Below are 15,903 nucleotides of genomic sequence, written 5' to 3' on the forward strand. Positions count from 1 at the left end.
AAACAAAAAAAAACCTATAAATAGATATAATCTATTTACAGGTTTTAATTTATTTAATTATATATGAACTAGCTATAACTTTTCCATCTTCTGTATACAAGACAGCTCCTTGACCTGGAGTTACTGCTCTTACACTATCTTCTGTAAATATAATCTCAATTGTATCATTATCAATTACTCTTACTTTACATGGATGAAGTCTATCTCTAGACCTTGCTTTTGCAAAACAATTTAGGTTATCTAACTCTTTTGTTTCATTTACTAAAAGTAAATTAAGATTATTTGCCACCAAACTATTTTTCATTAAATCATCATTGTCTCCAACTATCACTCTGTTATTTTTTCTATCTAATGCAACTACATAAAGTGGATTCGCTGAAGCTATTCCTAAACCTTTTCTCTGACCTATTGTATAAAAAGCTAGACCATTATGTTTTCCTAACATTTTCCCGTGCATATCCACAATTTGTCCTGGAGTATCTATTTTCCCATCTGTTTTATCCATTAAAAACTCTTTTAATTTTCCATCTTCAACAAAGCAGATTTCTTGAGAATCTTTTTTAGCATAAACTCTTACACCAAGTTCTTTTGCCAACTCTCTAACTAATGGTTTTTGCATTTTTCCAACTGGGAAAACTATATATTTTAAATTTTCTTTTTTAATTTGAGATAAAAAATAAACTTGATCTTTATTTATATCATCACCAATTGCTAAAGTTCCATCAACTATATTAGCATAATGCCCTGTTGCTAATAATTGAGCTCCTTTTTCTAATGCAAATTGAATTAATTTCCCAAACTTTATTTTTCTATTACATACCATACAAGGATTTGGAGTTCTTCCTGAACTATATTCATTCACGAAGTAGTCAATAACCTCTTTCCCAAAATCTTCTGTAACATCTAAAAGATAATGTTCTATTCCTAAATCATCACATATTCTTTTAGCATCTTTATCCTCTTCACCACAAGTTTTCATTGTTACACCAAAAATATTATAACCTTGCTTTTTTAGAAGATATGCTACAGTTGCCGAATCAACACCACCACTCATAGCAACTGCTATTGTTTTTTTACAATTTTCTTTTTTAAAATCTAAATTCATAAACTACCATCCTTAAGAAATATTATTTCTATTATTATTTGTAGAAGGCAAATATAATAGTTCCAATTCCAAATAAAAGAATCACCAAACCTGAACATTTACTTATTTTAAATAATATATCAACAGTCACACATTTTTTAAAGTGATATATTAAAAAAACAGTTATAAACCACATCGATATTCCGCCAATTCCAATTCCAAATCCCAATTCTAAGACTGTTGTCTCTTTTATTTCAAGGTTTAAGATACCCAAAAGTGTATATATTCCTGTGATTACAAAAAGAGACGATATGTTAAATATTGAAAGTAAAAATGTTTCAAAAAAATCTTGAACTAAATTATAATTCTCATCATCCATTTCTTTTATTTCATTTTTACAAAAATATTTTTTGCCACCAATAAATATTAAAAACACACTTATCAACACTTTTAATGGAGTTTCAAATTTTATTATGTAATGATCAATTCTACTTATAAATAAAAAAGATATTATTCCATAAATTATATCCACAGATACCATTCCTAATGCTGATATATAACCTTTTTTCTCTCCTTCAGTCATACTTTTTTCCATGCAATGTATTCCAACTGGACCAAAAGGAAGAGATAATATTATACCTGTTATTATACCTTTAAAAAAAATCATCATTTCTCTCCTTAAAAGTCTCTTTCCATAAATGTTTTATTTTTTTAATTTAGATTTGATAATTTCAAAAAACAGTTTTCTATCTTCAGCATTATCTCTTATGTCCATATTGTCTATATTTATTTTTAATATAACTGAATCGCTATATGTATTGAAAAAATTTGAATATTCATCATTTAAAGAGTTCCAATATTCTCTTTCAACTCCAATTTCAAAATCTCTTCCTCTTTCTTCAATTTTCTTTATTGCATTATCTACATTTGTTTCTAAATATATTATCAAAAGTGGTTTTTCTCTTGTTGATATCAACTTTTTCCAAAAAGACTCATATAAACAAAATTCATCTTGAGTCATAAATCCATTTTTTAGGTGCATTTTTGCAAATAATAAATCTCCAAAAATACTTCTATCCATAACACAGTCATTCATTTTAGAAGCTTCATCTATTATATCCATTCTTTTATTTAAAAAATACATCTGACTTAAAAATGAATATCTTTCTTTATTTGAATAAAATTTATCTAAAAATGGGTTATTTACATATGGCTCTTCAAAAAATTGAATAGATAATTCTTTAGCTAAAATATCTCCTAAAGTTGTCTTTCCTGCTCCAACAACCCCTTCTATACAGATAACATTTTTCATATTTTATCCTAACACTCCTTTTTGAAGGAATCTTTTTAAATTACTTATTACCATTCCAATAGCAACTTTATTTTCTCCACCTCTAGGTATTATAACATCTGCATATCTTTTACTTGGCTCACAGAATTCTAAGAACATAGGTTTTACTGTATTTAGATATTGGTTTTTTACTGATTCAAAACTTCTACCTCTTTCAGTCATATCTCTCTCAATTCTTCTTAGTATCATCTCATCTGCATCAGTGTCAACAAATATCTTTACATCAAACAATTCTCTAATTTCAGGTACTGCAAATATTAAAATACCTTCAACTATTATAATTTTTGATGGTTCAATTTTAACACATCCGTCTTTTCTAGAGTGTGTTGTGAAGTCATATATTGGTCTTTCTATTGCCTCACCATTTTGAAGTTTTGTTAAATGATCTTTTAACAAATCAAATTCTATAGAATCTGGGTGATCAAAATTAACAGCTGCTTTTTCTTCCAATGGTAAATTTGTCAATTCTTTATAATAAGCATCTTGCTCAACTAGCACTGCGTCTTCTGACTTGAAAGCCTTTGCTAAATTATGTGCTATCGTTGTTTTTCCACTTCCACTTCCACCAGCTACTCCGATCAATATGCAATTTTTCATTTTTTCATACGTTACCATAAATTTATTTTTTGATAACGTTTTCACCTCCTGATTTTATATTATTATATTTTTTTAATTAATTATTATTTGTACATTTATATTACTTTAACCGTATATATTATAGCATATTTTTCAATAAAAAATAATTTTTAATATAAATATAGACTATATATTTTTTTTCATGTATACTTTACGATATAGTTGTTTTTAAAGGAGAAGGTTTTTTATGAGTATGAGCGAAAAAGATATTGATCTTCAGATGAAAAGAGCTTTAGAAAAGGTTCCTTTTGAAATTAGAAAAATTAAGTTTATATTGTCTTTGGTTAAAACAATTAAAAAAGTAAAATCAATTTTTAAAATGTAGGAGGATAAATTAATATGACAGAAGAATTAATGAAAAAAATAGAGAGAATCAATGGTGAATTTGAAAGTAGAGACTTTTTTATAAAAGATGATATAATTGAACTTTTTGAAGAGAGATCAGATTTAGCTGAAAAATTAGATGCTATCAAATTTAAAAAAATAGAATTTTTCACTGTTGAAGAGGAAAATTGCGTTGGATTTACTTTTGAAGATGTTCAAGTAAACTTCTTTATCGAATTTGGTGAAGATGAAGAGGGTGAGTGGTACGAAGCTACTGCTGAAATAATTTCTTTCTAAAATTAAAATAGAAAAAGCGAAGAATTAATTCTTCGCTTTTTCTATTTTATCTACTGCTTCTAAAAACTGTTTCATAGTTATTCCATATCTATTTAGTTTAGAAAGCATTTGTTTTGTATTTGAATATCCTATTCTTAATTCAGTTCCCAATCTTTCTCTTAAATCTTTAGATTCAACAGAACCAGATAATTTATGTTCCATTAAAATATTCATAGTAAATATATTTTCTGTATTTTGAACTACTTCACATTTTGCATTTTCTAATGCTTTTATTATTGCTTCTGGAGTTGCATTTTCAACACCTACATCACCATCTTTTGAACCTTCTTTTCTACTTATATAAGCTTGCTTTACATTTGGAAAAAATTTAGATATATATTTTCTTAACTCTTCTCCTACAAAATCAGGATCAGTCAATACTATAATACCTTTATTTTCATAAGCTACTCTAAGCTTTTCTACATTACCTTTTTTTCTAATTGCAAAACCGTTTGTTTGAATAATCTCAGCGTCTACTGCTGCTTTTACTGCAGATATATCATCTCTTCCTTCAACTACAATAACTTCTTTTATTTGTTTTTTCATATTTTTTTATTTTTCCTTTCGTTAATTATATTTTAGTATTTATTTTCTATTTATAATTGTAACATCTTTTTAATTCTAATACTATTTTTTATTTTATAATTATTATCGGTCTTCATCTTGTGATTAAAATATTTAATTATAAGTTGACATTTTCGATGCTTATATGCTAAAATGTTTCAAAAGTAAATACAAATATTCGTATATGTTGCAAATATGGTGCAACGTTTCTACAACTAACCATAAATTAGTTTCTATGAAAAAAAGTTAAAGGGATAAGTCTACTTTCTATTTTTTATAGTATAAGATTTATCTTTTTTTATTATATTTTGGAGGTTTTTATGAAGACAAATAGCATCATTATTCTTGACTTTGGTTCTCAATACAACCAATTGATTGCAAGAAGAGTAAGAGAAATGGGAGTTTACGCAGAAGTTGTTCCTTACTTCGAACCATTAGAGGATATTTTAGCTAGAAAACCAAAAGGTATTATTCTTTCTGGTGGACCTGCTTCAGTTTATTTAGATGGATCACCTACAATTGATAAAGCATTATACGAACAAGGGATTCCTGTTTTAGGAATTTGTTACGGAATGCAATTAACATCTCAATTACTTGGTGGAGTAGTTGAAAGAGCTGACAAGCAAGAATTTGGAAAAGCCGAGTTAATTATTGACGATTTAGAAAGTCCTCTATTTAAAGATGTTCCCAACTTAAATGAAGTTTGGATGAGTCATGGAGACCATGTTACAATATTACCAGAAGGATTCAAAGAAATCGCTCATACTGATTCTTGTATTGCTGCTATTGCTAACGTTGAAAAAAATATCTATTGCATTCAATACCACGCTGAGGTTACTCATTCTGAATATGGTGCTAAGATGTTAGAAAACTTTGTGTTTGGAGTAGCTAAAGCCGAGAAAAATTGGTCAATGGGTAATTACATTGAAGAAACTGTAAAATCTATAAAAGAAACTGTTGGAGATAAAAAAGTTCTTCTAGGACTTTCTGGAGGAGTTGATTCTTCTGTTGCAGCAGCCTTAATACATAAAGCTATTGGAGATCAATTAATTTGTATCTTTGTTGATACAGGTCTTCTTAGAAAAGATGAAGGTAAAAATGTTATGGAAATCTATGGAGAAAACTTCCATATGAATATAAAGTGTGTAGAAGCTGAAGAAAGATTCCTTAACAAATTAGCTGGAGTATCTGATCCAGAAACTAAAAGAAAAATTATTGGAAATGAGTTTGTTGAAGTATTCAATGATGAAGCTTCTAAATTAACTGATGTTGACTTCCTTGCTCAAGGAACTATATACCCAGATGTAATTGAATCTCAATCTGTAAAAGGACCATCTGCTACTATTAAATCTCACCATAATGTTGGTGGACTTCCAGAGCATATGAAATTCAAACTACTTGAGCCTTTAAGAGAGTTGTTTAAAGATGAAGTTAGAGCTGTAGGAAGAGAATTAGGAATTCCTGATCACATGGTTGACAGACACCCATTCCCAGGTCCAGGACTTGGAATTAGAATTATTGGAGATGTTGATAAAGAAAAAGCCAACATATTAAGAGAAGCTGATGATATCTTTATAAAAGAGTTAAGAGCTCACGACTTATATAAAACTGTAAGCCAAGCTTTTGTAGTGCTTTTACCTGTTAAATCAGTTGGAGTTATGGGAGACGAAAGAACTTATGAATATACTGCTGTTTTAAGATCAGCTAACACTATAGATTTTATGACTGCTACTTGGTCTAGATTACCATATGAGTTCTTAGATAAAGTATCTAATAGAATCATAAACGAGGTTAAGGGAATCAACAGAATGACATATGATATCTCTTCTAAGCCACCTGCAACTATTGAGTGGGAATAATAATTAAAAATACAACACACCTTGATTACTAATAGTTTTCAAGGTGTGTTTTTTATATGTGCACCCAAAATGCACCCATTTGATTTATTTCCTACTATTTAGAAGATATTCCTTAATTACTTTTACATCATCTGAAACTATAACAATTCTATTTTCTAAATTAATATAATTATATTTTGTTTGTTGTTTTATATTAGAGACTTCACCATCATATATTTTTTGATCTACTTTTTTATCTATCTGACTCATAATAAATTTATGATAAAAACCTAATACAGTGGATAATGATGTCACTATTGTTAATCCTAATTTTATATACTCTATATTCCCTATCAAAATTTAAACAACTCCTTTATTAATTAAAATGCAGAACTATTATTAAAATACTCTATTACAAGAGGTTTTTGAGGATATAGTTCTTCAATTGGAATAATTATATTCTCATAAGAATTAGGAAGTTCTAGCCACTTTCTTCTATATTCATCTCTTTCTTTTTTCATATCTTCAGATTCTTCAATATCTCCTCTAAGTACAGCTTTATCATACAAATCAACTGATTTCATTTCATTTTTTCTTTGGTTTCTTGCCTTGTTTTTTTCAGAATCTAAAGTTATTAAATTTTCATTTATATAGTCATCCCTAGTTTTATCAATTATTTCATTATTGATAATCTTTTGAGTATAAGTATCATATAATTCAATCACTCCATTTTTATTTATAATTTCATTTTCATTAAGTGTTCTTTGATTTCTAGCTAACTTTTCTTCTTCTGTAGCTTCTCTAATTATATTTTTATCTTCTAAATAAGTTATAAAATGCGGTAAATCTTCTCCAACAAATAGACAAGCCCTACCTTCAAAATATTCTTCCATATTTTTTATTGGCTCATCTGTTACGGCAAAAACTAATGCTGTTCCTTTTTTAGCCTCTTCTTTACTTATATAGATATATTTATTTTCAACCATTTTAAAGTCTCCTTTTAATTTAATATTTTAATAAAAATCGTTAGTAATTAAAAAAATCTGTCCTTTTCCAATAACTTCAACTAGTATTCTTTCTCCAGATTTAAAAATTAACTTAATCTCTTCCAAATACAAACTGTATAGTAGGGTGGCATTATATCAAATGATGTTCCTGAACCAGTATTTCCAATACTTATAGAAGGTGTCGAACTAGATGTTGTTACATTTGTTGCATTAACTGTTATAGCTGGAGTAGCAGAACCAGTATTATCTCCACCTTTGGTATCTGTATTTAACGTTGCATTTCCCTTGCTATTTTGATAGATAGTGAAGTTTGGTGCTACAGACCAATTCCCTGCCCCATAAGTATCTATTGATTTTGATGTTGAAGTATGGAAGTGACCAGGCTGACTGTGAAGATGAGAAGCTTGTGTCGCTGTATGGTTATGATTAGCAGTATGTGTGTGGCCTCCTTGTGAAGCACTGTGGTTATGTGCAGGAATATTTGCTAAAGCTAATGCTACAGAACTTCTTCCACCAGTAGCACTAGGACTAGCTGAACCATAAAGAAATCTATTCTCAATCTTACTCCAAGTAGTATTAGGGTATAAGGTTGCAGGATTCGCTGTAGAGTCTAAAATTAATAGTGCTCCGACTACAATTGGACAGAAATTTTTAAATTTCTCATTAATTTCTGTTTCTGTGAAATATCTATCATCATGATTATGACTTGCTGTTGGAAAGCTACTAGGTTTATTCTGAATAATACTCCAATCTACCAACTCCCAAGTTGGTGTTCCATCAGAAAGCCATTTTAAATACCTATTTACTGAGCCACCTGTTGGAATATGTTTATTCCCTGATGAAGTAGGATGAGAATAGTTATTAGCTCCAGTTGCTATTCCATCTAATTTACTTTTATCCTCTTTAGATATATGACCATCTTTAGATGATGTTGCTTTTAATTCTGTATGGGATGTTAATGTCGTTTTTATTTCATTGATCAATTTTGTTAGGGTGCTATTTAGATTAAATGCTCCCTTTGATGTAAATAATTTATTTGTATCATCCTCTAAAGAATCTGTTTTAACTTTATTAAAACCACTATTTTTTTCAAACTTATCTTCTTTTTTTGATATATCCCCCCTCAAAACTTCTTTTGCTGTATTAATTACATCTGTAAAGTTCGTAGTTAAATTATTAAATAGATTTAATGCTCCTTTTGCACTAAACAATTTGTCACTTTCATTTTCTGTTAAATCAGTCTTCTCTAAATTAAATCCTGTTTTTTTATTAATCATAGGTTCTTTAGATTTTAGTTCAACATCTTGTTCTTTTGCATTTTCAACTAATTTTCTAATATTCTTATTTATTATTTCTACATCTGCTGTTGTATCGTAATCTGGATACTCAACATCTATAAATTCAACTCTTTCCTTATCTATTTTAAATCCCTTCCCTTCTTAAGATTTGTTCCCAAGTAAATTGCTTATAATAACCCCATGTATTTTGTAGTAAGTTACCCCAAGTTCTATATCTAAATGTATATTCTACAGGTAAATGTGCTGGTTTCGCTTCTTCTACCGCTCCTTTTAGAGTAGCTATATCTCTTGGAATTCCTACTATTGAAATAAATGTTATCTTTATACAAGCATTTGTAAACAACACTGCTACTTCACCATTTCTCCATGAATTAGCTATTATTTGAAGCAGTTTTAAATCACACTTACCTGAAGTTTTCCATCTTGCTTCTAACTCTTCTCTTTTCCCTTCTAAAGTATTACTCATAGTATTATATGCAAGTTGCTCTTCTAAAATAGCTATTCCTAAAGCTGACATAGTATCAAACCAAAATTCCTTCTCTAATCCTTCAGCTTTTTTTTCATAGTTATCCAATCTCTCTCCAGCTACTCCTAATAAGTTATTTATATAAGAATCACTTCTAAATATTTTATGTAAATTATTTACTATTTGTACTTTATGAGACACTTAAGTTCACACTCCCCAATACAGCTACTTCTTTTTCTTCTGTTTTTATATTTTCTTGATTACCATTTATAGTAAACGTTGTCCATTCTTGAACTCCATCAATATTTAATATCCAACTTGACAAAAGAGCATATGATACACTAGTTTTTTTGAATGCAATACTTTTCAAATATTTTTTTATTTCATCTTCAATCAAAGGTTTTATCAAATCTAGTTCATACCCTTTTTCTAAAATTAATTCACATTCTATATTGATAGTCTTAGCTGTAGCTGTATTAACTGTACAATATGCTCCTATAGGAGCTGCTCCAGAGCCTGTTCCCCAAGTTCTATCATTTGTACCTTTAGGGTCTATATATTCCTGCACTCTGTTTATTAGCTCTTGATTTGCTACAACTTTATTATCATCTATTATTACTATTTGAACAGTATTATTTCCATTCCACAAAGGAAAAACTCTTACATCTCCCACACCTACAACTTCTCTTCCCCACTGCATATAATGGTAAACATTCCCACTTGTTGAAGGTTTTTGAATTTCAATCAAGTATCTTTCTCTTAATGAATCATCAGTTTCTTCATCATATCCATCTATCAATTGAGCTTTATTTGTAACTTTTTCAATTCCTTGAATTGTTACTGGAATAAAAACAATTGAATTAGCTCCTACATTTCCAGTACTTCCTGGTTCAATCGCTTCTATATTTACAATACCTACTTTATCTATAGCAACTTCTTCAGTTGTTTTATATCTATTTCCTGATGCTGTTTCAAATACATCTCCAATTTTAATAGTTCCTGTTCCTTCAACTGTTAAAACTCCTTTAGCTGGATTTGCACTTTTCCTATGAAGTCCTTTTCTCTGTTCAACAAATTTAGTAAGCTCATTCTCAATTAAATTATAAATATCTAATTTTTTATAATATTCTTCTAATTTCTTTTCAAATTTATGAGACTCTATAGCATATGTTCTTATCATATCTCTTGTAAAAGTTCCAATATCTTTTACGTAATCATCAGATATATTATTTAACATCTCCTCTTCTATCTCATCTATTGTAGGAACTTTATATTCTATCACTCTATACTCACCTCACTTGTAAGAGTTTCACCACTTTTTAATTTCACTGTGACCTCTATATTTAGGCTATTAAATTGTACTCTTGAAGCTATATCTATTATTTCTTGAACTTCTTTTTTATTCATAATTTTTTCTTTAATTTCACGCTCTAATTCCATTACTCCAAATGGTGTATTAAATATATTATGACCTCTTAAATTGTATAAATCAGTCATACCAAATTCTGTATCTTCATATATTTTGTATTTATTTACTTGAGTTGATATCAGAAGTTGAATCCATTGACGAACTTGCTCAACTTCAGTCGCTTCTTTTGTTTTTCCATCAACTATAACAATCTTTTTAGCTTTAAAATCAAATAAAATCTCTTTTTTTCCATTCTTTTTTTTTTCTTCTTTCACATCTAAAACTTCATTAAATACAGGAAAAATACTCATTCTTTTACCTTCCTATACTTAGAATCAATAAACCACTTCTGCCCTTTTTCTGTTGGAATTACCTTTACATAATCTCCAATTATAAGTGTATCTGTATTTATAATTGTTCCTATAGCTTTATACTTTCCTTTTCCCTCTATTGTTCCATGACTATGCTTATGAGGACCTGGTCCTGCATCTATATTACTTGATGTGGTTTGTATAGCTATTTCTGTTATCTCTCCATCTATATCAAAGTTTCTTGTATAGTCATCATACAACCTGTCATTCATATATAATTGATGTGGATATAAAATAACTTGTCCATCCCAAATACTTATAGTTGTCTCTGGTGGTGCTTTGATGACTTGTCCGATGCAAGCTTCAAATTCAATCTCTTTATTTTCATTTACTTTAAACATTTTGGCTAACATTAACTGATAATTCATCAATCCACCTCTAGCTCTAAACTACAAATATGATTCCCCTTTGGAAATGTATGAGTACAACTTTTTATTAAAAACTCCTCTTTTATTCCAAATTCTTTAATCTCAACATCTAAAAGTCTTCCAGCCTTCAATTCATCATTTCCTAAAACACTTAAACTTGAAGTGGTTAAAACTTTATTTAGTTCTTTTAATTTTGTATTAGCTATATTTCTAACTTTTGAAATGTCATCTTTATTAGGATCAACTTCTATTATCTCTTGAAGCATTCCATATTTTTTTACACTATTTTTGTCTTCAGCCTTTGCATAAATACTCTCATCTTCTGAATCATTTGAAACTACCAATACAATATTTTTCATATCTGTTATACTTTCTGTTAAAGTTGGCATTCCAAAAATATTTTTAGTCACTTGAACTTTTATTTTTTTATATGGAACCAGACTAAATGTTGTATCTTCAATCTCCAAAAGATATTTTTTGCCTGTTTCTTCATTTACAATTTTTAAAATATCATCTATTATTTCTGCTACAGTATTATTTTTATATATTTTATCAATTGAAGTTGCTATGCTTGTTATAGTCCCTACTTTAGCTCCTACGCTCTCTAATAAGTTTTCTATACAAGCTGATGCATTCAAATTCTTAAACTGCTTTATAAGCTTATTCTTATTTAAGTAAAAATAAAAATCAAAACACTTTATCTCTTTTGAAAATTTAAGAGTATCTATATCTATAATCATTCCTGTAAATAAATTTTTTGTATTTTCAAATTTAATAATATCTCCAGTTTTTATTATTTCTGTTAATTTATAATTTTTATCTTTAAAGCTTCTTGGAATACTGAACTCAAACATTGCTCCCAACGCATCTACACTTGTATTAAAATTTATGTTCCCAACCATATTTGTTATATCTGTAATTTTATCTTCTTGAATCAATTTTAATTTATGCACTACTTCCTCCAATCTTATTAGGATCTATATATTCCTGAATAGAAAGACTATACTTTATATCTCCATTATGCTTTTTACTATATTTAAAATTTGTGATTATACACTCCATATTTTCTCTTATAGATAAACTCACTATGACTATTCTTAATTTTTTATTTCTATTTCTTTCAAAAAAATCTATACACAATGGTGCTAAAGTTATATTTCCTAGCCAACTATAAAATTTAGAAGGAAAAAAACTATCTATTGTTAAAGTTTTTAGTCCTGTTTCTCCAATTAAAGTTAAAAGTTTTCCACTTGTGGTTTCAAAGACTTCAAAGTCTAGTGGCGATTCAAATTCAACATCTGGAGGGACATATGGAAGTCTAAATATTTCTTTATTATTATCTACAGAAAAATATATTTCCATTCCCTTTAATATGTAATTAACTACATTTGAAATCATCTTTACCTCACCATATTCGACATATTAGGATTTGCTATTTTTATAACTGCTTCTGCTACCTTTTCTTTAAAGTCATTAAATCCATAAACATCACCTTTTATAACTACATTTATTTTTGTTTCTATTGGGTTACTTTTTCCTGTATCTTTAGATTGACTATACTTTTTATCTTGACCAAAATTAGGCTCTGACTTTGATATCTCTTTTAATTCTGGAAAGTTCATTCCTGATACCCCACTAGCAGTTTCTAATCTCAAACTTTCAACAGCTTCTAGTTTACTTTTAATATTCTTATTCTCTGATATAGAAATATCTGTATCTTTACTATTATAACCAAACACCTTATTTATAATATTAAAAGCTTTCTCTCCAGCTTCTTTTAATTTGTCAAAATGTTGAATTAATCCTAACAATGGAGCTATTGGACCTCCTAATAAAAATGCGAATTCACCTATGCTATCCAGTATTATTTTTATCCAACCATAAAAAATTTGAAAAGTTGATACAATTGAATTTATCCACTCTAGCAATGTTTGACCTGCTATTTTCACAAAATTAATTGCATTTTTAACTTTATCTAAAGATAAAAAAGTTTCTTTCAATCCAGCGATCCATTTTGAAAAAGTATCATAACTATCTAATATCCATTTTTTTAGTTCTCTTAATATTCCTGGTATTGATAATACTATTTTTTTCAACTTATCAAAGTGCTGAATTAACCCTAAAACAATTGTTATTACCCAACCTATCGGTCCAACCAATGTAGCAAAAGCAAAACTTAAAGGTCCTAAAGAATCTAAGGTTTTTTTAATCCAATTAAATACACCTTTAAACATATTTATAACTTCATCTAAATAATTCCAAAGTAAATAACAAATAGCTACTAATCCAGCTATTGCTATTGTTATTAATCCTATTGGAGATAACGCTATTGTTCCATTTAATACCCCTAAAACAACAGATAAGGTTGTCAGTGCTATTTTTAATATTGCTATTGCCTTTGTCACTAAATATAAAGTTGAGATAAAAATTAATATTGTTTCAATTACCGCTCTATACTTTTTTATAAAATTAAATAGTTCTGAAAAGAATATAATCATACTTTCTACTGCTTTTGCTACTCTTTCTGCTATTTTATCTATTGTCCCATCTTTTTGCCATCTATTTAAAATGCCTACAACTCTTTCAACTTGTTCTTTTAACTTCATATAAAGACTACTTTGCTTAATTGTTCCCTCTTCAGTCATTCCAACTATTTTAGCTAAAGATGATTTAGTAACTCCTGTTACTGTTGACCATAATCCTTTTAAAGTTTTAGCTTGTTTTTCAGCACCATCTATAAACTTTTTTTGCATTTCAGCTTGTAAAATATCCTGCAGTTTAGCTTCATCTTTTACTTGTCCTCTTTTGTTAAAAACAATATTTTTTCCATACTTTAAAGCTGCTGCTTCTATCAACTGCTCTTTTTTTATTCCAAACTCTTTTAATCTTTCAAATTCACCCATAACACCATCTGCCATAGCTTCAGTTGCTTGATCAATTGACTTATTTGTGGCTCCAGCCATATCCGCTACATCTTTCAACCACCTCTTTGACGAAATCCCATAAGCTTCCATCTTAGCTGTAGACTCTACAACTTCTCCTGTTTCAAAAGGAGTACTATTTGCAAATTTTATTGCATTTGACATTAACAGTCCTGCTTTTTGTGTAGATTTTGTTGCTGTTTCAAGTTGCATTTTATAACCTTCCATATTCATGGCTTCTCCAAACCCTTCTTTAACAGCAAATCCACCAACTAAAGTTGCTACTGCTCCTGTTGCTTGTATTGCTCTTTTAACAACATCATCACCAGTCTCAACAAAAGCTTTTCCCCATTCTAAAATATTTTTCTTACCCTCTTCTGCTCTTTTACTAATTTCAGCAAATGATTTTCCATATTCTCTCATTTTAGCTCTAGCTGTATTTAGTGGACCATTATTTTGAGTAATAACCTTTTCATAATCCACTATTACTTTTCTTGCTGTTTCTACAGCTTTAGTATTTGATTCTTGAGCTTTTTCTAAACCATGGAGCTGACTCTTACTGGTCTCTAATCTTTTATTATAACTTTCTATTTGTTCCTCTGTTGCTTTAGAACTTTTAGTATATCTTTCAATTTCTGATTTAGTTTTTTCTATCTCTTTAGAAACATCTGAATACTCTTTTGTTAATTTTTTTAAAGTTGATTTCTCTCCACTTTTATTTGCTTCCTCTAAAGCTTTATTTGTTGTTTCTTGTGCTGACTGAAGCTGTTTCAATTTTAATTTTGTATTTTCTAACCCTTTTCCATACTCCTGAGCTCTATCTTTTGCATCTGCAATAGATTTTTCATATTTTTCTGTTTCTGATTTCAACTTTTCTATATGCTTAGAATTGCTGGAATATTCTTTAGATAAATTTGTTATTCTTGCTTTTGCTGAATCTATATGTTTATTTGCATTAGCTATTGTTCCTTCATATTTTTCAACTAATTCTTTAGCTCCATCTAAATGACTATTCGCTAGCTCTGTTGCTTTTGAAACAGCTTTTAAAGGTCCTGAGATACTATCTCTTAAAGTTAGTATCGTATTAATAACTCTATCCCCTATTTTTCTCACCTCCTAAAGCATTTAAAAAGTCCTCCATTTTTTTATAGTCATATAAAACTTGTTCCTCATTCATTTTTTCCATACTTTGTTTAAAGAATACTTGCTCTTCATAATCAAGGTTTAATAAATAATCTAATCTATGTCCTTTTTGTAGGTAATAAGAAATCCAAAATAACTCACCATATTTCTTATTACCTCCTATTAGTTTTTTATTGTTTTATTTACCTTCTCTTGAATCTTAATTCCATCAAATATATTACTCAATTTTTGTGCTAAACTATTAACTCCATTAACCCCCAATATTTGTGTAGGTATCTCATATGGTGAAATTGATTTAAATCTACTTCTTACTTCTTTGGCTTGCATAGTTGGACAACATAAGTAAACTAGTTTTTCAGAAGCTTTAACCAATAATTTCATATCAACTTTTGAATTTTCTTTTTCTATTGTTAATCTAGTCTTATTTTCTTTTATCTCTTCAATTTCGGAAGTTCCGAAATCCATTTCATCTTCTTCATTTTTTTCAAATGTTTTTTCTTTTGTCATATCTATAGCTTTTATCATATCGTTTAAATAATCTAACAAGACACCTTCACGAGGTCTTACAAATTCAACTAATCCAAACCCATCTACTTCAATATGTGTTATTTTTACTTTTTTACTTTCATTCTCTTCAACTTTATCTAAAAATTCTTGTAATGTTATAGGTTGTTTCTTTTCCATGTCCCTCTCCTTTAAAGAAAAGCTCCTACTAAATCAGGAGCTTTGCCTATTCTATTTTTCTTGTAACCATTCCATTGTTTCTGCTTGTCCAGAAAGCTCTATCT

Annotated in this window: 19 protein-coding genes and 1 riboswitch; of the genes, 3 read left to right on the forward strand and 16 right to left on the reverse strand. The window is 28.6% G+C overall.

Annotated features, from left to right (window positions below; genetic code table 11):
• Positions 1-49 precede the first annotated feature (49 nt).
• From mnmA to udk, 4 genes are read right to left on the reverse strand one after another with little or no spacing between them, the layout of a single operon-like run.
• Entirely contained in the window at positions 50-1,105 is a 1,056-nt protein-coding gene (gene mnmA, locus ACRCZX_RS10185; protein ID WP_438582816.1) for a tRNA 2-thiouridine(34) synthase MnmA, read from the reverse strand.
• Positions 1,106-1,139: 34 nt separating this feature from the next.
• Positions 1,140-1,751 carry a LysE family transporter gene (locus ACRCZX_RS10190; protein ID WP_438582817.1) on the reverse strand — a complete coding sequence of 204 codons (612 nt, stop codon included), beginning with the start codon at positions 1,749-1,751 and terminating at the stop codon, positions 1,140-1,142.
• Between the two features lie 36 nt (positions 1,752-1,787).
• Positions 1,788-2,396 (reverse strand): deoxynucleoside kinase, encoded by a 609-nt coding sequence (locus tag ACRCZX_RS10195; protein ID WP_438582818.1) that lies wholly within the window; start codon positions 2,394-2,396, stop codon positions 1,788-1,790.
• Positions 2,397-2,399: 3 nt separating this feature from the next.
• Positions 2,400-3,032 carry a uridine kinase gene (gene udk / locus ACRCZX_RS10200; RefSeq protein WP_438582819.1) on the reverse strand — a complete coding sequence of 211 codons (633 nt, stop codon included), beginning with the start codon at positions 3,030-3,032 and terminating at the stop codon, positions 2,400-2,402.
• A gap of 226 nt (positions 3,033-3,258) precedes the next feature.
• Here udk and ACRCZX_RS10205 point away from each other — a divergent pair, with 226 nt between their 5' ends.
• Positions 3,259-3,396 (forward strand): hypothetical protein, encoded by a 138-nt coding sequence (locus ACRCZX_RS10205; protein WP_438582820.1) that lies wholly within the window; start codon positions 3,259-3,261, stop codon positions 3,394-3,396.
• A 14-nt stretch (positions 3,397-3,410) separates the two neighbouring features.
• Positions 3,411-3,692, forward strand: coding sequence for a hypothetical protein (locus tag ACRCZX_RS10210; protein WP_438582821.1), 282 nt, complete (start codon positions 3,411-3,413; stop codon positions 3,690-3,692).
• A gap of 24 nt (positions 3,693-3,716) precedes the next feature.
• Here ACRCZX_RS10210 and rnmV read toward each other — a convergent pair whose 3' ends face one another.
• Positions 3,717-4,277: a ribonuclease M5 gene (gene rnmV, locus ACRCZX_RS10215; RefSeq protein WP_438582822.1), complete on the reverse strand. Its 561-nt coding sequence runs from the start codon at positions 4,275-4,277 to the stop codon at positions 3,717-3,719.
• Between the two features lie 176 nt (positions 4,278-4,453).
• Positions 4,454-4,551: riboswitch (purine riboswitch) on the forward strand.
• A gap of 64 nt (positions 4,552-4,615) precedes the next feature.
• Between rnmV and guaA the strand changes: the two genes are divergently transcribed.
• On the forward strand, positions 4,616-6,154 hold the full coding sequence (gene guaA / locus ACRCZX_RS10220; RefSeq protein WP_438582823.1) for a glutamine-hydrolyzing GMP synthase: 1,539 nt from the start codon (positions 4,616-4,618) through the stop codon (positions 6,152-6,154).
• An 84-nt stretch (positions 6,155-6,238) separates the two neighbouring features.
• Here guaA and ACRCZX_RS10225 read toward each other — a convergent pair whose 3' ends face one another.
• From ACRCZX_RS10225 to ACRCZX_RS10275, 11 genes are all read right to left on the reverse strand, one after another.
• The gene (locus tag ACRCZX_RS10225) at positions 6,239-6,490 is read right to left on the reverse strand and encodes a hypothetical protein (RefSeq protein WP_438582824.1); all 252 of its coding nucleotides are present in this window, start codon (positions 6,488-6,490) and stop codon (positions 6,239-6,241) included.
• Positions 6,491-6,513: 23 nt separating this feature from the next.
• A complete protein-coding gene (locus tag ACRCZX_RS10230) occupies positions 6,514-7,119 on the reverse strand; it encodes a DUF4376 domain-containing protein (RefSeq protein ID WP_438582825.1) in 606 nt (201 codons plus the stop codon).
• Between the two features lie 107 nt (positions 7,120-7,226).
• On the reverse strand, positions 7,227-8,417 hold the full coding sequence (locus ACRCZX_RS10235) for a hypothetical protein (protein WP_438582826.1): 1,191 nt from the start codon (positions 8,415-8,417) through the stop codon (positions 7,227-7,229).
• A 145-nt stretch (positions 8,418-8,562) separates the two neighbouring features.
• On the reverse strand, positions 8,563-9,105 hold the full coding sequence (locus ACRCZX_RS10240; protein ID WP_438582827.1) for a putative phage tail protein: 543 nt from the start codon (positions 9,103-9,105) through the stop codon (positions 8,563-8,565).
• Entirely contained in the window at positions 9,095-10,186 is a 1,092-nt protein-coding gene (locus ACRCZX_RS10245) for a baseplate J/gp47 family protein (protein WP_438582828.1), read from the reverse strand. The genes ACRCZX_RS10240 and ACRCZX_RS10245 overlap by 11 nt, the downstream gene beginning before the upstream one ends.
• A complete protein-coding gene (locus tag ACRCZX_RS10250; protein WP_438582829.1) occupies positions 10,183-10,623 on the reverse strand; it encodes a DUF2634 domain-containing protein in 441 nt (146 codons plus the stop codon). The genes ACRCZX_RS10245 and ACRCZX_RS10250 overlap by 4 nt, the downstream gene beginning before the upstream one ends.
• On the reverse strand, positions 10,620-11,051 hold the full coding sequence (locus ACRCZX_RS10255; protein WP_438582830.1) for a DUF2577 family protein: 432 nt from the start codon (positions 11,049-11,051) through the stop codon (positions 10,620-10,622). Before ACRCZX_RS10255 ends, ACRCZX_RS10250 begins: the two co-directional genes overlap by 4 nt.
• Positions 11,051-12,004 (reverse strand): XkdQ/YqbQ family protein, encoded by a 954-nt coding sequence (locus tag ACRCZX_RS10260; RefSeq protein WP_438582831.1) that lies wholly within the window; start codon positions 12,002-12,004, stop codon positions 11,051-11,053. The genes ACRCZX_RS10255 and ACRCZX_RS10260 overlap by 1 nt, the downstream gene beginning before the upstream one ends.
• A complete protein-coding gene (locus ACRCZX_RS10265) occupies positions 11,997-12,449 on the reverse strand; it encodes a hypothetical protein (protein WP_438582832.1) in 453 nt (150 codons plus the stop codon). Before ACRCZX_RS10265 ends, ACRCZX_RS10260 begins: the two co-directional genes overlap by 8 nt.
• A 2-nt stretch (positions 12,450-12,451) precedes the next feature.
• Complete coding sequence (locus ACRCZX_RS10270) at positions 12,452-15,085, reverse strand: hypothetical protein (protein WP_438582833.1); 2,634 nt, start codon at positions 15,083-15,085, stop codon at positions 12,452-12,454.
• 192 nt (positions 15,086-15,277) lie between these two features.
• Entirely contained in the window at positions 15,278-15,799 is a 522-nt protein-coding gene (locus ACRCZX_RS10275; RefSeq protein WP_438582834.1) for a hypothetical protein, read from the reverse strand.
• Positions 15,800-15,903 lie beyond the last annotated feature (104 nt).

This window comes from Cetobacterium sp., from assembly GCF_051658645.1.
Taxonomy (GTDB): domain Bacteria; phylum Fusobacteriota; class Fusobacteriia; order Fusobacteriales; family Fusobacteriaceae; genus Cetobacterium_A.